General features: G+C 70.5%; 18 protein-coding genes and 1 riboswitch. Of the genes, 16 read left to right on the forward strand and 2 right to left on the reverse strand.

Annotation, left to right across the window (positions count from 1 at the left end; all coding sequences use genetic code 11):
* The first annotated feature begins 1 nt into the window (after window position 1).
* From ACIBBB_RS02795 to ACIBBB_RS02805, 3 genes are all read left to right on the forward strand, one after another.
* Window positions 2-874 carry a glycosyltransferase family 2 protein gene (locus ACIBBB_RS02795; RefSeq protein WP_398977988.1) on the forward strand — a complete coding sequence of 291 codons (873 nt, stop codon included), beginning with the start codon at window positions 2-4 and terminating at the stop codon, window positions 872-874.
* 99 nt (window positions 875-973) lie between these two features.
* On the forward strand, window positions 974-1,912 hold the full coding sequence (locus ACIBBB_RS02800; RefSeq protein WP_398977990.1) for an ABC transporter permease: 939 nt from the start codon (window positions 974-976) through the stop codon (window positions 1,910-1,912).
* The gene (locus tag ACIBBB_RS02805; protein ID WP_398977993.1) at window positions 1,905-2,690 is read left to right on the forward strand and encodes an ABC transporter ATP-binding protein; all 786 of its coding nucleotides are present in this window, start codon (window positions 1,905-1,907) and stop codon (window positions 2,688-2,690) included. The genes ACIBBB_RS02800 and ACIBBB_RS02805 overlap by 8 nt, the downstream gene beginning before the upstream one ends.
* 96 nt (window positions 2,691-2,786) lie before the next feature.
* Here ACIBBB_RS02805 and ACIBBB_RS02810 read toward each other — a convergent pair whose 3' ends face one another.
* Window positions 2,787-4,997, reverse strand: a complete 2,211-nt coding sequence (locus tag ACIBBB_RS02810) for an MMPL family transporter (protein ID WP_398977995.1) — start codon at window positions 4,995-4,997, stop codon at window positions 2,787-2,789.
* Between the two features lie 86 nt (window positions 4,998-5,083).
* On the opposite strand from ACIBBB_RS02810, the gene ACIBBB_RS02815 reads away from it, so the two are divergent.
* The 12 genes from ACIBBB_RS02815 (at window position 5,084) to ACIBBB_RS02870 (ending at window position 19,155) form a co-directional block, all read left to right on the forward strand.
* A complete protein-coding gene (locus tag ACIBBB_RS02815; protein ID WP_398977998.1) occupies window positions 5,084-5,773 on the forward strand; it encodes a TetR/AcrR family transcriptional regulator in 690 nt (229 codons plus the stop codon).
* A 413-nt stretch (window positions 5,774-6,186) separates the two neighbouring features.
* A complete protein-coding gene (gene hpnC, locus ACIBBB_RS02820) occupies window positions 6,187-7,107 on the forward strand; it encodes a squalene synthase HpnC (protein ID WP_398978000.1) in 921 nt (306 codons plus the stop codon).
* Window positions 7,104-8,054 (forward strand): presqualene diphosphate synthase HpnD, encoded by a 951-nt coding sequence (gene hpnD / locus ACIBBB_RS02825; RefSeq protein WP_398978002.1) that lies wholly within the window; start codon window positions 7,104-7,106, stop codon window positions 8,052-8,054. Before hpnC ends, hpnD begins: the two co-directional genes overlap by 4 nt.
* A 100-nt stretch (window positions 8,055-8,154) precedes the next feature.
* The gene (gene hpnE / locus ACIBBB_RS02830) at window positions 8,155-9,543 is read left to right on the forward strand and encodes a hydroxysqualene dehydroxylase HpnE (protein WP_398978004.1); all 1,389 of its coding nucleotides are present in this window, start codon (window positions 8,155-8,157) and stop codon (window positions 9,541-9,543) included.
* Window positions 9,544-9,686: 143 nt separating this feature from the next.
* On the forward strand, window positions 9,687-10,745 hold the full coding sequence (locus tag ACIBBB_RS02835) for a polyprenyl synthetase family protein (RefSeq protein ID WP_398978794.1): 1,059 nt from the start codon (window positions 9,687-9,689) through the stop codon (window positions 10,743-10,745).
* 147 nt (window positions 10,746-10,892) lie between these two features.
* Window positions 10,893-12,965 carry a squalene--hopene cyclase gene (gene shc, locus ACIBBB_RS02840; protein WP_398978005.1) on the forward strand — a complete coding sequence of 691 codons (2,073 nt, stop codon included), beginning with the start codon at window positions 10,893-10,895 and terminating at the stop codon, window positions 12,963-12,965.
* A complete protein-coding gene (locus ACIBBB_RS02845) occupies window positions 12,965-13,681 on the forward strand; it encodes a 1-hydroxy-2-methyl-2-butenyl 4-diphosphate reductase (RefSeq protein WP_398978007.1) in 717 nt (238 codons plus the stop codon). Before shc ends, ACIBBB_RS02845 begins: the two co-directional genes overlap by 1 nt.
* A gap of 5 nt (window positions 13,682-13,686) precedes the next feature.
* Complete coding sequence (gene hpnH / locus ACIBBB_RS02850) at window positions 13,687-14,706, forward strand: adenosyl-hopene transferase HpnH (RefSeq protein ID WP_398978009.1); 1,020 nt, start codon at window positions 13,687-13,689, stop codon at window positions 14,704-14,706.
* A gap of 128 nt (window positions 14,707-14,834) precedes the next feature.
* Window positions 14,835-16,733, forward strand: a complete 1,899-nt coding sequence (gene dxs, locus ACIBBB_RS02855; RefSeq protein WP_398978011.1) for a 1-deoxy-D-xylulose-5-phosphate synthase — start codon at window positions 14,835-14,837, stop codon at window positions 16,731-16,733.
* 13 nt (window positions 16,734-16,746) lie between these two features.
* Entirely contained in the window at window positions 16,747-18,195 is a 1,449-nt protein-coding gene (locus ACIBBB_RS02860; protein WP_398978014.1) for an aspartate aminotransferase family protein, read from the forward strand.
* A gap of 78 nt (window positions 18,196-18,273) precedes the next feature.
* The gene (locus tag ACIBBB_RS02865) at window positions 18,274-18,915 is read left to right on the forward strand and encodes a helix-turn-helix domain-containing protein (RefSeq protein WP_398978016.1); all 642 of its coding nucleotides are present in this window, start codon (window positions 18,274-18,276) and stop codon (window positions 18,913-18,915) included.
* A 69-nt stretch (window positions 18,916-18,984) separates the two neighbouring features.
* Window positions 18,985-19,155: a DUF6126 family protein gene (locus tag ACIBBB_RS02870; protein WP_398978796.1), complete on the forward strand. Its 171-nt coding sequence runs from the start codon at window positions 18,985-18,987 to the stop codon at window positions 19,153-19,155.
* Window positions 19,156-19,176: 21 nt separating this feature from the next.
* Here the strand turns inward: ACIBBB_RS02870 and ACIBBB_RS02875 are convergent, their stop codons facing one another.
* Window positions 19,177-19,977 (reverse strand): tyrosine-protein phosphatase, encoded by an 801-nt coding sequence (locus tag ACIBBB_RS02875; RefSeq protein WP_398978798.1) that lies wholly within the window; start codon window positions 19,975-19,977, stop codon window positions 19,177-19,179.
* A gap of 406 nt (window positions 19,978-20,383) precedes the next feature.
* A riboswitch (cyclic di-AMP (ydaO/yuaA leader) is annotated at window positions 20,384-20,548 on the forward strand.
* A 4-nt stretch (window positions 20,549-20,552) separates the two neighbouring features.
* On the opposite strand from ACIBBB_RS02875, the gene ACIBBB_RS02880 reads away from it, so the two are divergent.
* Window positions 20,553-21,494, forward strand: coding sequence for a LysM peptidoglycan-binding domain-containing M23 family metallopeptidase (locus tag ACIBBB_RS02880; RefSeq protein WP_398978018.1), 942 nt, complete (start codon window positions 20,553-20,555; stop codon window positions 21,492-21,494).
* Window positions 21,495-21,646: the final 152 nt, after the last annotated feature.

Raw genomic sequence — 21,646 nt, forward strand, 5'->3', positions numbered from 1 at the left:
CATGCGTCTCGGTGCGGTGATCATCACCATGGGCAACCGCCCCGACGACCTCCGCGCCCTCATCGACTCCGTCGCCAAGCAGGACGGTGACCCGATCGACGTCGTGGTCGTGGGCAACGGCGCCCCGATCGGCGACGTGCCCGACGGCGTACGGACCGTCGAGCTGCCCGAGAACCTCGGCATCCCCGGCGGCCGTAACGTCGGCATCGAAGCCTTCGGGCCCTGCGGCTCCGACGTGGACGTCCTGCTCTTCCTCGACGACGACGGGCTGCTGCCCGGCACCGACACCGCCGAACTGGTCCGCGAGGCGTTCGCCGCCGACCCGGTCCTCGGCATCGTCAGCTTCCGGATCGCCGACCCCGACACCGGTCTCACCCAGCGCCGCCACGTCCCCCGGCTGCGCGCCTCCGATCCGCTGCGCTCGTCCCGGGTGACGACCTTCCTGGGCGGTGCCAACGCCGTCCGTACGAGAGTCCTCGCCGAGGTCGGCTCCCTGCCCGGCGACTTCTTCTACGCCCACGAGGAGACCGACCTGGCCTGGCGGGCGCTGGACGCCGGCTGGATGATCGACTACCGCGCCGACATGGTTCTCTTCCACCCCACGATGCCGCCGTCACGGCACGCGGTCTACCACCGCATGGTGGCCCGCAACCGGGTCTGGCTCGCCCGCCGCAACCTGCCGGCGCCCGTCGTCCCCGTCTATCTCGGCGTCTGGATCCTGCTCACCCTGGCCCGGCGCCCCACCGTCCCCGCGCTCAAGGCATGGTTCGGCGGATTCCGGGAAGGCTGGACGACTCCGTGCGGTCCCCGCCGGCCCATGAAGTGGCGTACGGTGTGGCGGCTGACCCGACTGGGCCGACCGCCTGTCATCTGAGAGGCTCGGTTCTGAGAGCATCGGGGATAACTTCCGGGTCACGGCCGTCCACGCCTGGGCCCGACCGGCTGCGCATCTTGAACACGAAAGTTTCAACTTGTGAGTGAGACAACCCATGACGGCGCGATCGCGATCAGCGCCCCGCCGTCTCCCGACGACGGTCTGTCCTCGACCGAACTGGCCGCCAAGTACGGCCTGTCGGTGAGCGGTGCCCGTCCGGGACTGGCCGAGTACGTCCGCAAGCTGTGGGGCCGGCGCCATTTCATCTTCGCCTTCTCCCAGGCGAAGCTGACGGCCCAGTACAGCCAGGCGAAGCTCGGTCAGCTCTGGCAGGTGGCGACCCCGCTGCTCAATGCCTTCGTCTACTTCTTGATCTTCGGCCTGATCCTGAACGCCGGCCGCGGGATGGAGATCCGCGTCTACATCCCGTTCCTGGTGACGGGCGTGTTCGTGTTCGCCTTCACCCAGACGTCCGTGATGGCGGGCGTGAAGTCGATCTCGGGCAACCTCGGGCTGGTGCGCGCCCTGCACTTCCCCCGGGCCTCGCTGCCGATCTCCTTCGCGCTCCAGCAGCTCCAGCAGCTGCTGTTCTCGATGATCGTGCTGCTGGCCGTGGTGGTCGCCTTCGGGAGCCTCCCGGGCCTGTCGTGGCTGCTGGTGCTGCCCGTCCTGGTGCTCCAGTTCTTCTTCAACACCGGCCTGGCGCTGATCATGGCGCGGCTGGGCAGCAAGACGCCCGACCTCGCGCAGCTCATGCCGTTCATCATGCGCACCTGGATGTACGCGTCCGGCGTGATGTTCTCGATCCCCCTGATGCTCGCGAGCAAGCCGGACTGGCCGAGCTGGATCGTCGACGTCCTCCAGTACAACCCCGCCGCCATCTACATGGACCTCATCCGCTTCGCGCTGATCGACGGTTACGGCTCCGAGAACCTGCCCCAGCATGTGTGGGCGTCGGGTCTCGCCTGGTCGCTGCTCGTCGGCATCGCCGGCTTTGTGTACTTCTGGAAGGCTGAGGAACGGTACGGCCGTGGCTGACCTCATCGAGCAGGGACGTATCCCCACCGTCATCGCCGACGACGTGCACATCGTGTACCGCGTCAACGGCGGAGGCGGTGGCAAGGGCAACGCGACCGCGGCGCTGAGCCGCATACTCAGGCGCGACAAGAGCGAGGAGCGCGGAGTCCGCAAGGTGCACGCCGTGAGGGGGGTCACCTTCACCGCGTACCGCGGCGAGGCGATCGGCCTGATCGGCACCAACGGATCCGGCAAGTCGACCCTGCTGCGCGCCATCGCGGGGCTGCTGCCCACGGAGCACGGCAAGGTGTTCACCGACGGCCAGCCCTCGCTGCTCGGTGTCAACGCCGCGCTGATGAACGACCTCACCGGCGAGCGCAACGTCATCCTCGGCGGTCTGGCCATGGGAATGTCGCGCGAGCAGGTGCGTGAGCGCTACCAGTCCATCATCGACTTCTCCGGCATCAACGAGAAGGGCGACTTCATAACCCTGCCGATGCGCACGTACTCCTCCGGCATGGCCGCCCGGCTCCGTTTCTCCATCGCGGCGGCCAAGGACCACGACGTCCTCATGATCGACGAGGCGCTGGCCACCGGTGACCGCAAGTTCCAGATCCGCTCCGAGGCGCGGATCCGTGAGCTGCGCAAGGAGGCGGGCACGGTCTTCCTGGTCAGCCACAGCAACAAGTCGATCAGGGACACCTGCGACCGGGTGCTGTGGCTGGAGAGGGGCGAGCTCCTGATGGACGGCCCGACGGACGAGGTGCTCAAGGCGTACGAGAAGGAGACCGGCAAGTAGCCGGATTCCCGGGGGAGTTCGAGGCTTCCGCACAGAACGGGGCGGCCCCCGCCGGATCACATCCGGCGGGGGCCGCCCCGTTCTGTGCGGAAGCCGTCAGACGCCGACCGTGGCGCGCTCCCGCCCGGATTCGGCCGGCTCCTCGGTGAGACCCACCTTCCCGTGCAGCCTGCGCAGCGCGGGCGGCGCGTACCAGGCGCTTCGTCCCAGCAACCGCATCGCGGCGGGTACGAGCACACCGCGCACCGCCACCGCGTCGATGACGATCGCCAGGCCGCTCCCGATGCCGAACATCTGGAGGAAGCTGATCTGGCTCGTACCGAACGCGAAGAAGCTCACCGCCAGCAGTCCGGCCGCCATGCTGACGATCCGCCCGGTGCGGGCCAGGCCCTGCGTGACGGTCGTCGTCCGGTCCACGCCCGAGTCGTGCAGCTCCTTCATCCGGCTCGTGACGAACACCTCGTAGTCCATCGACAGCCCGAAGGCGACGCAGAACAGCAGCACGGTCATCGAGGTGTCCATGGGCTGCGGCGTGAAGCCCAGCAGCGACGACAGATGACCGTCCTGGAAGATCCACACCATCGCGCCGATCGCGGCCGACAGGCTGATCACGTTGAGCAGCAGCGCGCGCAGCGGCTGGACGACGCTGCCGGTGAACAGGAACAGCAGCACGAAGGTCGTCACGGCGACCAGCCCGATGGCGAGCGGCAGCCGGTCACCGATGGACTGCCGGGAATCGACCAGCATGGCGTCCGTGCCGCCCACCAGCATCCCGACGCCCGCCGGCCGGTCCAGCGCCCGGATGTCCGCCACCAGTTCCTGGGCGGCTCCGGACTTGGGCACCGTGTCGGTGACGGCCACCAGGCGCTGAGCGTCCGGCCGGGCGAGACCCGCGTTCGCCGGGCCCGGCGCCCGCGCCCGCCCGTCGGTGTAGGTGCCGGCGGCGGAGTCGACGCGTACGACACCGTCCAGCCGGGAGAGCTCGCCCGCGTACGCCGCGAGCGGGCCCGCCTCGACGGCCGAGGTGCTCACGATCTGGACGGCGCCCGCCTCGTCGGTCGGGAAATCGTTCCGCACGGCTGTCGCCACCTGACGGCCGTTGGCGTCCTCGGGCAGCACCCGCTCGTCGGGAGTGCCGAAGGTGACACCGAGCAGCGGACTCGCGACGAGCAGCAGCAGCGCGAGCACCGGCAGGGCGGTGAGGGCGGGCCGGCGCATGACGAGCGAGGCGAGCCGTCCCCAGAAGGGCGCGTCGGAGCGTTCTACGTTCTTCGCCCACGGCACCCGGCCCTTGTTGACCCGGTGGCCGAGCACGGCGAGCAGCGGGGGCACGACGAACAGGGCGGCGGCGACCGCGATCAGGACCACGCCGATCCCCGCGTAGGCGAAGGACCGCAGGAAGAACGCCGGGAAGACGAGCAGCGCGGCGAGGGCTGCGGCGACGGTCGCGGCCGAGAACAGGATCGTGCGCCCGGCCGTCCTCACGGTGGTCCGCAGCGCGTCGGCGACCTCGTCGCCCGCGCCGAGCTGTTCACGGAAGCGGCTGACGAGCAGCAGCGCGTAGTCGATGCCGAGGCCGAGACCGAGCGCGGTCGTGAGGTTGATCGCGAAGACCGACACCTCGGTCAGGCTGCCGAGGACGAAGAGCAGGGCGAAGGTGCCGACGATCGCGATCAGCCCGATGACCAGGGGCAGCGTCGCCGCCACCAGACTGCCGAAGGCGAGGACGAGGAGCAGGAGGGTCACGGGGATGGCGATCGCCTCGGCGATGGCGAGGTCGCCGGAGACCTGGGTGCTGATGTTCATGTTGATGGCTGCCGCGCCGCCGGCCCGGACCTCGACCCCGTCGCGTTCGCCCGTGTAGAGGTCGATCAGCTCCTCGGCGCGTTCGGCGCGCTTCGTCTCGTCGCCCTTCACATGGAGGGCGATCAGTGCTTCGCCGCCGCTCTCGGAGATGAGCCGCGGACTTCTGGTGTCCCAGTACGAGACGACGTTGCTCACGGTGCCGTCGTCCTTGAGGCCGTCCGTGATGGAGCGGCCCCGCTCGTCGGCGGCGGGGGAGCCCGGCCCCTCCCGGCTGCTTCCCTCCTGGCCGACCAGGAACAGCAGGTTGGTCTGGCCCCCGAACTTCTCGTCGATCCGGACGGTCGCGCGCGACGACTGCGCGTCCGGGTCCTCGAAGCCGCCGCCCAGCAGTTTGCCGAAGGCGCCGGCACCGAGCGCGCCCATGGCGACGACGGCGACGGTCGCCAATACGAGCAGGAGCCGCGCCCTCTTCAGGGCCAGCTCAGCGATCTTGGACAGCACGGGATCCCCCTCATAGAATGTTAACGACGTCAACACTGACCCTGGCAGTGGATGTGAGCGCTGTCAACATCGGGCAGGATGAAGGCATGGAGAACAGTCGGACCGGTCAGGGGGGCAAGGCGGGCTACCACCACGGCGACCTGCGCAACGCGCTGATCGGCGCCGGACTGGAACTCGCGACCGACGGCGGGCCGACCAAGGTGGTCCTGCGTGAGGTGGCCCGCCGCGCGGGCGTCTCGGCCACCGCCGCCTACCGCCACTTCGCCGGCCAGGGTGAACTGCTCCACGCGGTCAAGATGGAGGCGCAGCAGATGCTCGCGGACGCCATGGAGCGGGTCGCGGCGGGGCTGCCCGGCGACGGTCGCCCCGGGGCCGCCGCCGAGCGGCGCCTGGTGGGGATCGGCCGGGGCTACGTCGGCTTCGCCCTGGAGCACCCCGGCCTCTTCCGTACGGCCTTCTACCACGCGATGACGGGCGAGGAGGAGGGTGCCGGATGGGGCGGCGTGACGTCGGTCGCCGACAATCCGGAGTTCCGCTCGTACAACATTCTCAGTGCGGCGCTCGACGAACTGGTCGCCGTCGGCCGGATGCCCGCCGCGAACCGCCCCGGCGCCGAGGCCGCCGCGTGGTCGACCGCGCACGGCGTCGCGATGCTCATCCTCGACGGGCCCATGGCCGGCCTCTCGCGGGAGGACCGGGAGGGCGTGATCGAACGCTCTGTCGACACCATCGTCGCCGGTCTGCTGGTGCCCCGGGAGCGCCCCGCCGGAGCGTGAAGCGGTCCCGCGTGGCATCCGCCGCCGGACGCCGCCCGGCGTCGCCCGGTGGTCGCCCGCTCCCGCCCGCCGCCCGGCAATCGTCAAAGTTGCGTCAAGTCCCGTGCCGCCGAGGAAGGTTGAAGCGGGCCGTGATGTTGTCGTTGTGCGCGAGACGCCCCGGCGCGGGCCTGGGCGTTGTACAACGTAAGCTGTACCGGTGCTGATTCGTGGCAAGAGCGGCGATACGTCCGTAAGCCCCGGCTGACCGGCCGCGGACCCGCCCATATCGGCGGTATCCCAGTCGCCAGGCCGCGCGGCGTGTCCGAAATGGGATGTTTGGGTCGGCAGTGTAGAACGGGAGACGTGACGGCAATGACGGTTGATCTCCAGCTCCGCGAGGGTCGCGCCGTCCCCGCAGCAGGCGGTCCGCGGTGACGGGCGCCTCCCAGAGGCAGACCGAGACCTCCTCGCGGGCCACGCTCGACAAGGCGTCGGGTGAGAACTTTCCCGTCGCCCCCTTCTTCCTGCCGCGCGCCTGGCGCGCGGATCTGATGGCCGTCTACGGCTTCGCCCGCCTCGTCGACGACATCGGGGACGGCGACCTCGCACCCGGCGGCGCCGACGCCCGCCACCTCGGCCTCGACCCCGCGGCGACCGACGACAGGCTCGCCATGCTGGACGCCTTCGAGGCCGACCTGCGCCGGGTGTTCGACCCCGCCGGCCCGGCCCCCGGCCACCCGCTGCTCAGAGACCTCACCCCGACCGTACGGCGCCACGCGCTCACCCCCGAGCCGTTCCTCGGCCTGATCGAGGCCAACCGCCAGGACCAGTCCGTACGCCGCTACGGCACCTACGACGACCTCGTCGCCTACTGTGAACTCTCGGCCAATCCCGTCGGCCGTCTCGTCCTCGCGATCACCGGCACCGCGACCCCCGAACGCGTCCGGCGCTCCGACGCCGTCTGCACCGCGCTCCAGATCGTCGAACATCTCCAGGACGTCGCCGAGGACCTGGCGAGCGACCGGATCTATCTGCCCGCCGACGACATGAAGCGGTTCCAGGTCACCGAGGCGGACCTGGCCGCGCCGACCGCGAACGCCTCCGTACGGAGCCTGATCGCCTTCGAGGCCGACCGCGCAGGTCAACTCCTCGACGAGGGAGGGCCGTTGGTGCACAGCGTCCGGGGCAGGCTCAGACTTCTGCTGGCCGGATTCGTCGGCGGGGGGCGCGCCGCCCTCTCCTCGGTCGCCGCCGTGGGCCACGATGTACTGCCCGGACCGCCCAGAGCGACCACACCACGTCTGCTGCGTGAAATGGGAGCAGTCCTGCGGAAAACGCACAGAAAGGGGTGAGCCGGATCGTGGAGGGACAGTCCCCCGTGTCGGCGCCGGTACTGGCCGCGTACAGCTACTGCGAGACCGTCACCGGGCAGCAGGCCCGTAATTTCGCCTATGGCATCCGGCTGCTGCCCGCCGACAAACGGCAGGCCATGTCGGCGCTGTACGCGTTCTCGCGGCGCGTCGACGACATCGGCGACGGCACGCTGGAGCCCGGGGCCAAGCAGTCGAGACTTGAGGACACCCGTGCCCTCCTCGGACGGATCAGACACGGCGGCGTCGAGGAGGACGACACCGACCCCGTCGCCGTCGCGCTCACCGACGCGGCCCGCCGCTTCCCGCTCCCGCTCGGCGGGCTCGACGAACTGATCGACGGCGTCCTGATGGATGTCAAGGGCGAGACGTACGAGACATGGGACGACCTCAAGATCTACTGCCGGTGCGTCGCCGGAGCCATCGGCCGGCTCTCGCTCGGGGTCTTCGGCATCGACCCCGCAGCGCCCGGCGCCGAGCGCGCGTCCGAGTACGCCGACACCCTCGGCCTGGCACTCCAGTTGACCAACATCCTGCGTGACGTACGCGAGGACGCCGGCAACGCGCGCACCTATCTGCCCGCCGACGACCTCGCCAAGTTCGGCTGCTCCGCCGGATTCGACAGCGCCACGCCGCCCCCCGGCTCCGACTTCGCCGGGCTCGTCCACTTCGAGGTCAGACGCGCCCGCACGCTCTTCGCCGAGGGCTACCGGCTGCTGCCCCTGCTCGACCGGCGCAGCGGCGCCTGCGTCGCCGCCATGGCGGGCATCTACCGCAGGCTGCTCGACCGGATCGAACGCGACCCCGAGGCCGTCCTGCGCGGCCGGGTCTCGCTGCCCGGACGCGAGAAGGCGTACGTCGCGGTGCGCGGCCTGTCCGGACTCGACGCCAGGAGCATCTCCCGTCAGGCCGTCAGGAGGCGCCCGTGACGACCCTGCCCGGCACCGGGGCCGGGGGCTCCGGAGTTCCGAGATCAACCCCCCGGGGATCTGACGCGTCCCTGACTGCGACAGCCGCGGGGGAGGGCGCATGACGACATCCGGAAGTACGCCATCACGTCACGCGGTCGTCGTCGGCGGCGGCATCGCCGGTGTGACGGCCGCGCTCCAGCTCGCCGACGCCGGGGTCCGTGTGACGCTCGTCGAGGGCCGGCCGCGTCTCGGGGGCCTCGCCTTCTCCTTCACCCGCGGCGAGTTGACCGTCGACAACGGCCAGCACGTGTATCTGCGCTGCTGCACGGCCTACCGCTGGTTCCTCGACCGGGTCGGCGGCGCCGACCTCGCCCCCGTACAGGACCGGCTCGACGTCCCCGTACTCGACGTGGGCCGCGCGGGCCGGCCCCGGGTCGGACGGCTGAGCCGCAACGCCCTGCCCGTACCCCTGCATCTCGCCGGCGGGCTCGCGGCCTACCCGCACCTCTCGCTCGCCGAGAAGGCCTCCGTAGGACGCGCGGCGCTGGCGCTCAAGGCGCTCGACCCGGCCGACCCCGCCCTCGACGGCATCGACTTCGCGACCTGGCTCGGGCGCCACGGCCAGTCGGCGCGCGCCGTCGAGGCGTTGTGGAACCTCGTCTGCGTCGCCACCCTCAACGTCCCCGCCGAGCAGGCCTCCATGGGCCTGGCCGCGATGGTCTTCAAGACCGGACTGCTCTCCGAGCGCGGCGCCGCCGACATCGGCTGGGCCCGAGTGCCGCTCGGTGAACTGCACGACACACTGGCCCGCAAGGCCCTCGAAGCGGCGGGCGTACGGACCGAACTGCGCACCCGTGTCACGGCGGTGACCCGCACCGGGGACGGCAGCTGGAGCGTCGACGTACCGGGCGAGCGCATCGAGGCGGACACGGTGATCCTCGCCGTACCGCAGAACGAGACGCACACGCTGCTGCCCGACGGCGCGCTCGACCAGCCGAGCCGGCTCCTCGACATCGGCACGTCACCGATCCTCAACGTGCACGTCGTCTACGACCGCAAGGTGCTGCGCCGCCCCTTCTTCGCCGCGCTCGGCACCCCCGTCCAGTGGGTCTTCGACCGGACGGACGCCTCGGGCCTGAAGGAGGGCCAGTACGTGGCGCTGTCGCAGTCGGCGGTCGCGGACGAGATCGACCTGCCTGTCGCCGAGCTTCGCGCCCGCTATCTGCCCGAGCTGAAACGTCTCCTCCCGGCCGCGCGGAGCGCCGAGGTGCGGGACTTCTTCGTGACACGGGAGCGCACGGCGACATTCGCGCCCACGCCCGGCGTCGGGCGGCTGCGACCGCCCGCGCGGACCCGCGCGTCCGGCCTCTTCCTGGCGGGGGCGTGGACCGCGACCGGCTGGCCCGCGACTATGGAGGGCGCGGTTCGCAGCGGTTTCAGTGCGGCGGGCGAGGCCCTGTCCGAACTCGGCCGCACCCATCGGCATCCCCTTCGGGAGGCCGCGTGAGGCCGGACGCCGCGGTGAAGGGTGCGGCGAGCGGAGGCGCGGTGAGTGACGGCGCGATGAGTAATGGCCCGGCAAGGACGAGTACGGCGACGACGCGTACGGGACCCATCAGTACTGCAAAAAGAGGAGAAACCGTGCCGACTGTGCCCCCGGCGAATCCGGCTGTCGACACCGCGGACGTCTTCGCGCTGCTGGAGCGCGGCCGAGCCCTGTCCACCCCCGTGCTGCGGGCCGCCATCGGCCGGCTCGCCTCGCCGATGGACACCGTCGCCGCCTACCACTTCGGCTGGATCGACGCCGAGGGCCGGCCCGCCGACGGTGACGGTGGCAAGGCGGTGCGCCCCGCGCTCGCGCTGCTTTCCGCCGAGGCGGCGGGATCGCCGGCCGAGACCGGTGTCCCCGGAGCCGTCGCCGTGGAACTGGTGCACAACTTCTCGCTGTTGCACGACGACCTGATGGACGGAGACGAGCAGCGCCGCCACCGCGACACCGTCTGGAAGGTGCACGGCCCCGCCCAGGCGATCCTCGTCGGTGACGCCCTGTTCGCGCTCGCCAACGAGATCCTGCTGGAGATCGGCACCGCCGAGGCCGGCCGCGCCACCCGCCGGCTCACCGTCGCCAGCCGCAAGCTGATCGACGGCCAGGCGCAGGACATCTCCTTCGAGCACCGCGAGCGGGTCACCGTCGAGGAGTGCCTGGAGATGGAGGGCAACAAGACGGGCGCGCTGCTCGCCTGCGCCGTCTCCATCGGCGCCGTCCTCGGCGGCGCCGACGACCGGACGGCCGACGTCCTGGAGTCGTACGGCCACCACCTCGGCCTCGCCTTCCAGGCCGTCGACGACCTGCTCGGCATCTGGGGCGACCCCGGGGCCACCGGCAAGCAGACATGGAGCGATCTGCGCCAGCGCAAGAAGTCCCTGCCGGTCGTCGCCGCTCTCGCCGCCGGAGGCCCCGCGTCGGCACAGCTCGGCGAACTGCTGGCCGCCGATGCCAAGAGCACGGACTTCGCGAGCTTCTCCGAAGAGGAGTTCGCGACCAGGGCCGCACTCATCGAGGAGGCGGGCGGCCGGGAGTGGACCTCCCAGGAGGCCCGCAGGCAGCACGCCGTCGCCATCGAGGCCCTGAGCGGTATCGACATGCCGGAACGGGTCCGCGCGCAGCTCACCGCGCTCGCGGACTTCGTCGTCGTACGAAAGAGATGATCACCATCGCCATCTGTATATCCACGCTCACCGGAGGCTGACGCACCGAAAGCCTCCGTAGTCGCGCCGTCCGTCGGTTCGTGACCGATCCCCCGGACGACGGAGACCCCAGCACAGCAGAGGACCAACTGCACGTAAGGGGAAGCCATGACAGCGACGACCGACGGAAGCACCGGGGCCGTGGGACCCCGCGCTGCCGCGGCGAGCGAACCGTCCGACACCACTCCCGTCGTGAGGGACATCGGGGAGGTCGCACGGCGTGCCACCGCACGATCCGTCGAGCATCTGCTCGGCCAACAGGACGCCCAGGGCTGGTGGAAGGGCGACCTGGAGACCAATGTGACCATGGACGCCGAGGACTTGCTGCTCCGTCAGTTCCTCGGTGTGCAGGACGCGAGAACCACCGAGGCGGCCGGCCGGTTCATCCGGGGCGAACAGCGCGCCGACGGGACCTGGGCCACCTTCTACGGCGGGCCCGGTGAACTCTCCACCACCATCGAGGGATACGTCGCGCTGCGTCTGGCCGGGGACCGGCCCGACGACCCGCACATGGCGCGCGCCGCCGCCTGGATCCGTGAACAGGGCGGCATCGCCGAGAGCCGGGTCTTCACCCGGATCTGGCTCGCGCTCTTCGGCTGGTGGAAGTGGGACGACCTCCCCGAGGTCCCGCCCGAGGTGATCTTCCTGCCCAAGTGGTTCCCGCTGAACATCTACTCGTTCGGCTGCTGGGCCCGGCAGACCATCGTGCCTCTCACGATCGTCTCGGCCCTGCGCCCCGTCCGTCCCGCGCCCTTCGCGCTGGACGAACTGCACGCGGACGTGCGGCGCCCGAATCCCGTGAAGCCCCTGGCTCCGGCGGCCAGTTGGGACGGACTCTTCCAGCGCGTCGACAAGGTGCTGCGCCTGTACCACAAGGTCGCACCGCGCGCCGTACGCCGCACGGCGATGAACGCGGCGGCCCGCTGGATCGTCGAACGCCAGGAGAACGACGGGTGTTGGGGCGGTATCCAGCCGCCGGCCGTCTACTCGATCATCGCCCTGCATCTGCTCGGCTACGACCTGAAGCACCCGGTGATGCGCGCCGGACTCGAATCGCTCGACCGCTTCGCCGTCTGGCGCGAGGACGGCGCGCGCATGATCGAGGCCTGTCAGTCCCCGGTGTGGGACACCTGCCTCGCCACGATCGCGCTCGCCGACGCCGGTGTGAGCCCGGACCACCCCGCGCTCGTGAAGGCCGCCGAGTGGATGCTGGACGAGCAGATCGTGCGCCCCGGCGACTGGGCCGTACGCAGGCCCGGACTCGCCCCCGGCGGCTGGGCGTTCGAGTTCCACAACGACAACTACCCGGACATCGACGACACCGCCGAGGTCATCCTCGCGCTGCGCCGGGTCGCGCACCCGGACACCGGGCGGATGGACACGGCCGTCGAGCGGGGCGCGCGCTGGACGCTCGGCATGCAGTCGAAGAACGGCGCCTGGGGCGCGTTCGACGCCGACAACGTCAGCCCGTTCCCCAACCGGCTGCCGTTCTGCGACTTCGGCGAGGTCATCGACCCGCCGTCGGCCGACGTCACCGCGCACGTCGTGGAGATGCTGGCGTACGAGGGCATGGCCGAGCACCCCGACACCCGGCGCGGTATCGAGTGGCTGCTCACCGAACAGGAGGCGGACGGCTCCTGGTTCGGCCGCTGGGGCGTCAACTACGTGTACGGAACGGGGTCCGTCGTACCGGCGCTCGTCGCCGCCGGGCTGCCTGTCGGCCACCCGTCGATCCGCCGCGCGGTCGGCTGGGTCGAATCCGTACAGAACGACGACGGCGGCTGGGGCGAGGACCTGCGCTCGTACCGCGAGGAGAAGTGGATCGGGCACGGCGCGTCGACCGCCTCGCAGACCGCGTGGGCGCTGCTCGCGCTCCTGGCGGCCGGACGGCGCGAGACGCCGGCCGTCGAGCGCGCGGTGGCGTGGCTCGCGGCGGCCCAGCGGGAGGACGGCTCCTGGGACGAGCCGTACTTCACCGGCACCGGGTTCCCGTGGGACTTCTCCATCAACTACCACCTCTACCGGCAGGTGTTCCCGCTCACGGCCCTCGGCCGGTACGTCAACGGGGAACCGTTCGCGGACCGTGGGCCCGCCCGCGCCGAGCTGCTGGGGGAAGGCCGGACCAGGAACGTCCAGGAGCGACGACCCGACAGCCGGGCGGACAGCCGCAAGGGGGCCTGATGGACTCGCCGCCCCCCGACAGCGCCGACAGCGCCGCTCCCACGAACGGAGTAGCCGCCCCCGCCGCCACGCCGCTGCTGATCGCCTGCGCCCTCGGCATCGAGCAGGTGGCCCTGCGCAGCGCCCTGCGGAGAGGTCTGGCGGGCAGGGGCGGCCGGACACGCGAGACCGGGCCCGTCACCGTCCTGCGTACGGGCATGGGCCCCAAGAACGCCGAGCGTGCGACGGCGCGCGCGCTCGGAACCGACCGGTACGGGGACGCGGCCGTCATCGCGTCCGGATTCTGTGCCGGCCTGGTCCCCGGGATGAACCCGGGGGACCTGATCGTCGCCGACGAGACCCGGGACTCCCACGGCCTGACGCGTTGTACGGAAACAGGTCTGCTCGTGGAGGCGCTGTCCCTGGCGCTGCCCGGACGCACGGTCCACACCGGTCCACTGGCCGGATCCGACCATGTGGTGCGCGGTCCCGAGAGGGCCGGGCTGCGTGCCACGGGAGCCGTCGCCGTGGACATGGAGTCCGCCGCGACACTGCGCACCGCTCTGAGCGCCGGGCCCCGCCCGGTTGCGGCCGTACGGGTGGTCGTGGACGCTCCAGAGCATGAGCTAGTCCGAATTGGCACGGTGAGCGGTGGAATATCGGCTTTCCGTGTCCTTCGTGCCGTCATTCCGGCTTTTCTTGAATGGCACCGTTCTTTGCTGCTCCCCAGGAGGTGAGCTAGATGGCCATGCCGCTCCGTCAGACCATCAGGGTCGGGACATACCTCGTTGAACAGAAGCTACGCAGGCGTGAGAAGTTTCCACTCATCGTCGAGCTGGAACCCCTCTTCGCCTGCAATCTCGCATGTGAGGGCTGCGGCAAGATCCAGCACCCTGCCGGGGTCCTGAAGCAGCGTATGCCCGTGGCGCAGGCGGTGGGGGCGGTGCTCGAATCCGGGGCGCCGATGGTCTCCATCGCCGGCGGCGAGCCGCTGATGCACCCGCAGATCGATGAGATCGTCAGGCAGTTGGTCGCGAAGAAGAAGTACGTCTTCCTCTGCACCAACGCGATGCTGATGCGCAAGAAGCTGGAGAAGTTCACTCCCTCGCCGTACTTCGCGTTCGCCGTGCACATCGACGGGCTGCGCGAGCGGCACGACGAGTCCGTCGCCAAGGAAGGGGTCTTCGACGAGGCCGTGGAGGCGATGAAGGAAGCCAAGAAGCGCGGCTTCCGGGTCACCACCAACTCCACCTTCTTCAACACCGACACCCCGCAGACCATCATCGAGGTCCTCAACTACCTCAACGACGACCTGAAGGTCGACGAGATGATGATCTCGCCCGCCTACGCCTACGAGAAGGCACCCGACCAGGAGCACTTCCTGGGCGTCGAGCAGACGAGGGAGCTGTTCAAGAAGGCCTTCGCCGGCGGCAACAGGGGGCGCTGGCGTCTGAACCACTCACCCCTCTTCCTGGACTTCCTGGAGGGCAAGGCCGACTTCCCCTGCACGGCCTGGGCGATCCCCAACTACTCGCTCTTCGGCTGGCAGCGCCCCTGCTATCTGATGAGCGACGGGTACGTCCCCACATACAGGGAACTCGTCGAGAAGACCGACTGGGACAAGTACGGCCGGGGCAAGGACCCGCGCTGCGCCAACTGCATGGCGCACTGCGGCTACGAGCCGACGGCCGTACTCGCCACCATGGGCTCCCTCAAGGAGTCGCTGCGAGCGGTGCGGGAGACGGTCGCCGGGAGCAAGTGACACCGGCGGCCTGTGACGTCGTGGCCACCGGAAGGACAGCGGCGCACCCCGCCGCTGTCCTTCCGGCGCCATGACCGGCAGTCACAGAGAGCTGACGGATCCGCGAGAGGATCCAGAGGGGGCCGAGCATGTCGATGCTGGAGAACATCCGGGGGCCGCGCGACCTGAAGGCGCTGGGCCGGGCCGAACTTGACGAACTGGCCCGGGACATCAGGGAGTTCCTGATCCACGCGGTGGCCAGGACCGGGGGCCATCTGGGGCCCAACCTCGGGGTGGTGGAGCTGACCGTCGCCCTGCACCGGGTCTTCGACTCACCGGCCGACCGCATCCTGTGGGACACCGGACACCAGAGCTACGTTCACAAACTGCTCACCGGCCGGCAGGACTTCTCCAAGCTGCGGACGAAGGGCGGCCTCTCCGGCTACCCCTCGCGCGAGGAGTCCGACCACGACGTCATCGAGAACTCCCACGCCTCCACCGTGCTCGGCTGGGCCGACGGGCTCGCCAAGGCCCGCCAGGTGCGCGGCGGCCGCGACCACGTCGTGGCGGTCATCGGGGACGGGGCGCTCACCGGCGGCATGGCCTGGGAGGCGCTCAACAACATCGCCGCCGCGAAGGACCGCCCGCTGATCATCGTGGTGAACGACAACGAGCGTTCGTACGGTCCCACCATCGGCGGCCTCGCCAGGCACCTCGCCATCCTGCGTACCACCGACGGCTACGAGCAGGTGCTCGCGTGGGGCAAGGAAGTCCTCCGGGGGACCCCCGTGGTGGGCCGGCCGCTCTACGGGTCGCTGCACGGCGCGAAGAAGGGCTTCAAGGACGCCGTCGCCCCGCAGGGCATGTTCGAGGACCTCGGGCTCAAATACGTGGGCCCCATCGACGGACACGACGTCGGAGCCGTCGAGTCGGCGCTGCGCCGCGCGAGCCGTTTCACCGGCCCCGTACTGGTGCACTGCCTGACCGAGAAGGGCCGCGGCTACCAGCCTGCCCTGGACGACGAGGCCGACCACTTCCACACCGTCGGCGTGATGGACCCGCTGACCTGCGAGCCGCTGGCGCCCCCCGGCAAGCCCTCCTGGACCTCGGTCTTCGGCGACGAGATCGTCGCCATCGGCGAGGAGCGCCCCGATGTCGTCGCCGTCACCGCCGCCATGCTGCACCCGGTCGGACTGACCGGATTCGCCGCGCGCTTCCCCGGCCGCGTCTGGGACGTCGGCATCGCCGAGCAGCACGCCGCGGTCTCCGCAGCCGGGCTCGCCACCGGCGGACTGCATCCCGTCGTCGCCGTCTACGCCACCTTCCTCAACCGCGCCTTCGACCAACTGCTCATGGACGTCGCGCTGCACGGGTGCGCCGTCACGTTCGTACTCGACCGGGCCGGTGTCACCGGCGCCGACGGACCCTCCCACAACGGCGTGTGGGACATGTCGCTGCTCCAGTGCGTACCGGGCCTGCGGATCGCGGCCCCGCGCGACGCGGACCAGCTGAGGTCGCTGCTGCGGGAGGCCGTCGACGTGGACGACGCGCCGACCGTCGTGCGCTTTCCCAAGGAGTCGGTGGGCGAGACGATTCCCGCCGTCGGCCGTACGGGCGGGCTCGACATCCTGCACAAGCCGGAGGCCGGAGAAACCGATGTGCTGCTGGTGTCCGTCGGGGCGCTCGCCGGGGTCTGTCTCGGTACGGCGGAGCTGCTGGCCGCTCGCGGCGTCGGCTGCACCGTGGTCGACCCCCGGTGGGTCAAGCCCGTCGACGCGGAGCTGCCGCCGCTGGCGGCGCGGCACCGGATCGTGGCCGTCGTGGAGGACAACAGCCGTAGCGGCGGCGTCGGGTGGGCCGTGGGGCAGGCGCTGCGCGACGCCGACGTGGACGTACCCCTGCGTACCTTCGGCATCCCCGAACAGTTCCTGGCCCACGCCAAGCGCGGTGAGGTGCTCGCCGACATCGGGCTCACACCCGTCGAGATCGCGGGACAGATCAGCGCCGCACTGGCGCGCCAGGAAGAGCGCGAGGAGAACACCCGATGACGGAGAACACGCGATGACCGAGTCGACAGGGCACGAGCCGGCGGCTCACGCGCAGGGGGCCGGACCGGCGGGGACGCCGGGCAAGGCCTTCGACCTCGCGACGCTGCTGGCCGAACGCGGCGGCGAACGCTACGAGCTGCACACCGCCCACCTGAACCACCAACTCCCGCGCATGCTGCGCACCATCGGCTTCGACAAGGTCTACGAGCGCGCCGAGGGCGCCTACTTCTGGGACTCCGAGGGCAACGACTACCTCGACATGCTCGCCGGCTTCGGAGTGATGGGGCTCGGCCGGCACCACCCCGTCGTACGCAAGGCCCTCCACGACGTCCTCGACGCCTCGCTCGCCGACCTCACCCGCTTCGACTGCCAGCCGCTGCCGGGCCTGCTCGCCGAAGAGCTGCTCAAGTACAGCCCCCACCTGGACCGGGTCTTCTTCGGCAACAGCGGTACGGAAGCCGTCGAGACGGCGCTGAAGTTCGCCCGGTACGCCACCGGGAAGCCCAGGATCCTCTACTGCTCCCACGCCTTCCACGGCCTGACCATCGGCTCGCTCTCGGTCAACGGCGAGGACGGTTTCCGCGCGGGCTTCGCGCCGCTGCTCCCCGACACGCCGATCGAGATCGGTGATCTCGAAGCGCTGGAGCGGGAGTTGAAGCGCGGCGACGTCGCGGGCTTCGTCGTCGAACCGATCCAGGGCAAGGGCGTGAAGACGACGCCGCCCGGCTTCCTGGGGGACGCGCAGGAGCTGCTGCGCCGGCACAAGGCACTGCTCATCGTCGACGAGGTGCAGACCGGGCTCGGCAGGACCGGCGACTTCTACGCGTACCAGCACGAGGAAGGCGTCGAGCCGGACCTGGTGTGTGTCGCGAAGGCGCTCTCCGGCGGCTATGTGCCGGTCGGCGCGACCCTCGGCAAGGACTGGATCTTCAAGAAGGTCTACTCCTCGATGGACCGGGTGCTGGTCCACTCGGCCAGCTTCGGATCCAACGCGCAGGCGATGGCGGCGGGCCTGGCCGTTCTGTCGGTGATCGAGGACGAGGGGATCGTCGCCAACGCCAGGACGACCGGCGATCTGCTGCGGTCGCGGCTCGCGGCGCTGGTCGACCGGTACGAGCTGCTGAGCGAGGTGCGCGGCCGGGGGCTGATGATCGGTATCGAATTCGGCCGGCCGACGTCGATCGGGCTGCGGAGCCGCTGGACGATGCTCCAGACGGCCCGCAAGGGTCTCTTCGCGCAGATGGTCGTGGTGCCGCTCCTGCGGAAGCACCGCATTCTCACCCAGGTCTCCGGGGACCATCTGGAAGTGATCAAGCTGATTCCGCCGCTGACCATCGGGGAGCGGGAGGTCGATCGCTTCGTGACGGCCTTCACGGCCGTGATGGACGACGCGCACACGGGCGGCGGGCTGATGTGGGACTTCGGCAGGACGCTGGTGAAGCAGGCGATCGCCAACCGGTGAGCACGTGGCGTGGTCCATGCGGTTTGCCTCTGAGGTAAGAAATTTGCCTCAGAGGATAATTCCTGGCGCAATGGGTGTATGAACGACCCCGCCACCGCTCCTGAACAGGCGACCGGCCCGACCGACGCCACGACAGAGATTCTGCCTGATGTCGCACCCCGACTGCGCGAGCTCCGACGCGGCCGGGGCCTCACCCTTGAGGCCGCCGCCGCACGGGCCGGGCTCTCCCCGGCCCACCTCTCCCGTCTGGAGACCGGGCGGCGCCAGCCCTCGCTGCCGATGCTGCTCGGTCTGGCGCGCGTCTACGGTACGACGGTCTCCGAGCTGCTCGGCGAGGAGCCGCCCGAGCGGGACCCCGTCATCCGCGCGGCGCGGGCGGAGCCCGTGGAGGCGGACGGCTGGACCTATCGCCAGGCGGGCAGCTCGTCCGGCCGGGCGATGCAGCCGCTGCGGGTGACGGTGCCCCACGGCGCGCAGGGCGAGCTCGTCCGGGTCCACCCGGGGGAGGAGTGGATCCATGTCCTGGAGGGGCGGCTGCGGCTGAGCCTCGGCGACACCGTCCATGTGCTCGACCCGGGCGACAGTGCCCACTTCGACTCGATGACCCCGCACCGCCTCGCGGCGGCCGGTCCCGCCGGCGTCGAGCTGCTGTTCGTGCACACCCTGCTGACCAGTCCCGTCGGCGAGCTGTGCCTGCCCGGCGGGGCCCACCGCCGCTGAACGAGCGGCACTGACATGCCGTCAGCTCCGCCCCCGACCAGAGAGGCCATCACCGTGTCCGACAACCGAGTGGACGCCGTTCAGGAGCCATCACGCGAGGAGCCCGCCAAGTCCGTCATGGACGAGGAACGCAGCTTCCCGCGCGGTCTCGCCATCCGGCTCTTCGTCTACCTCATCGCCGGCCATGTCCTGGCCGGCTTCCTCTACCTGCTCTTCGAGGCGGGCGCCGGGGGTCGCTAGGTCCTGTAGTCCTCCAGTCCCCTAGTCCTCGACGAGGCGCGTCCGCAGCCGCTCGCGCGTCTCGTCCGTCAGCCCGAGGCCGTCCGTGAGATAGCGGTCGACGGTGCCCCACGTCTCCTCCATCGTCGTGAACGCCGTTTCGAGGTAGACGGCGCGCGCGTCGAAGAGCGGGGCCAGCAGCTCCAGCACCTCCGGCGAGGTCCCGCCGGGCGTCGGATCGCTGCGGCGTACGCGGTATCTGCGGTGCGGATCGTTCGACTTCAGATAGTCCGCCTCGATCGCCTCCCGCTCCACGCCCACGGCGAGCAGCGACACCGCGATCGAGAGACCGGCCCTGTCCTTGCCCGCCGCGCAGTGCATCAGGGCGGGCAGGCTCTCCTCGGCCAGGGCGTGCAGCACGCGCCGGTGCTCGGAGGTGCGGTCCAGAATGATCGAACGGTACGAAGCGGACATCCGGGCCACGCCCTTGCCGTCGGCGAGGATCGAGCGCAGCTGGTCGAGGTCGCCGTCGCGGACCATCTTCCAGAACTCGGTGCCGTCGGCCGGGTCGGTGAGCGGGATGTTCACATTGCGTACGCCGACGAGCTCGACGTCCAGACCGTCGAGCTTCTGGTCGGCCGCGTTGCGGAAGTCGAAGATGGTGTGCAGCCCCAGCGACGTCAGGAACGCCGCGTCCTCGGCGGTGGCGTGCGCGAGGTGGCCGCTGCGGTAGAGCCGTCCGTACCGTACGCGCCGCCCGTCGGCGGTCGGCAGGCCTCCCACGTCGCGGAAGTTGCGTACCCCGGCGAGATCGGGCTCGCCCGGCGGGACCTGCTGCGGCACCTCGTGCGTCACGTGCGCTCCTCCGCGTGTGCGGTCGGCGCTCGCCGCCGACGCTGTCGCGCTCCGACTTTACGACATCGGTTCCCCCTGAAAGCGCCTTGCGAATAGGGCTTCTGTCTGGATTGAGTGATTGGGCATAAGGTGCCCCGGTCGCGGGTGAGATGGTGGTGGATGGGCTGCGGCTGGTGAGCAGGATCATATCCGTGACGGTGTGTGGCCGCGCCCGCGAAGGGAATTGGGACGTCGCACGGAATTCGAAGATCCGTAATCCACGCAGGGTGACCGCCCGCGGATGTCGATATTCGAGCGTGGATTACGGAGGAGAAACAGCGGCTTGTACCCGTCGGCCCGCGCGGCTTACCGTCACCGCAATCCGAGCGGATCGCCGAATCCTGCCGCCGTTCGGAATCCGCATCCACCCAGCACTCATCAACGTGTGGCAGGAGCGGGGGACCCAGGTAGTACGCCGGTCCGGAGATCCGGACGGCTTGGGGTGAAGTCGCGTCACGGCGCGACCGGGCATCTCCAGCCCGAACCCGACAGCTCACCTCGTAGGCGCCGGAGAGGAATTCGCCATGCCCGGAAAGGGTAAGCACCGTCGTCCGAGGACCAACCCGATCACCCGCGGATTCGTCGCCGCCGGAACGGGTGGCGCCGCCATCGCAATTCCGCTCATCGGTGCCACGGGCGCCCACGCCGCCGAGCAGACCGCCGCACCGTCGGTGGCTCCCGAGCGCGCCGTGTCCGCCGCGCACACCGCCGCTGTCGCGCAGACGGCCCAGCAGGCCGCGACCGCCAAGACCGTGAAGACGTACTCGGTCACCGCGGGGGACTACCTCGCCAAGATCGCCGAGACGCAGAAGGTCAGCGGTGGCTGGCAGAAGCTCTACGCGGACAACCGCGAGGCCGTCGGTGACAACCCGTCGCTGATCCACCCGGGCCTGAAGCTCACCATCGGCGCCAAGGCCAAGGCGTCCTCCGAGGGCAAGGCGGAGGCCACCCCGAAGAAGGCTGCCCCGAAGAAGACCGCCCCCGCGAAGCCCGCACCGGCCGAGCCCGCCCCGCAGGCCGACACCACGGCGAACGAGCCCGCGGCGCAGAGCGCGGACTCCGGCTACACCGCGCCCGTCGACGGTGCGGCCGTCACGACCCCGTACCGCGCGGCCGGCGGCAGCTGGGCCAGCGGCTACCACACCGGCGTGGACTTCGCGGCCGCGTCGGGCACCACCGTCAAGTCGGTCGGCCCCGGCACCGTCGTCTCGGCCGGCTGGGCCGGGTCGTACGGCAACGAGGTCGTCATCAAGCACGACGACGGCCAGTACTCGCAGTACGGCCACCTCTCCTCGCTGTCCGTCTCGGCGGGTCAGCGGGTCGCCGGCGGCGACCAGATCGGCCTCTCCGGTTCCACCGGCAATTCCACCGGTCCGCACCTGCACTTCGAGATCCGCACCGGTCCGAGCTACGGCTCCGACGTCGACCCGCTGGCGTACCTGCGCGAGCACGGCGTTTCCATCTGAGCCGTTCGGTCCCACGCGCAACCGGCCGTCGGCCGGCACCCGAGGGTGCCGGCCGACGGCCTTTCCGCTATTCCCGGTTGAACGAATTTTGACCGGTGGCGTTTCTCACCGGGGTCACCACCTTCTTACGGTCGCGTAGGTCGGATACCCGG

It is taken from the genome of Streptomyces sp. NPDC051217 (assembly GCF_044455465.1).
In the GTDB taxonomy this organism is placed as follows: domain Bacteria; phylum Actinomycetota; class Actinomycetes; order Streptomycetales; family Streptomycetaceae; genus Streptomyces.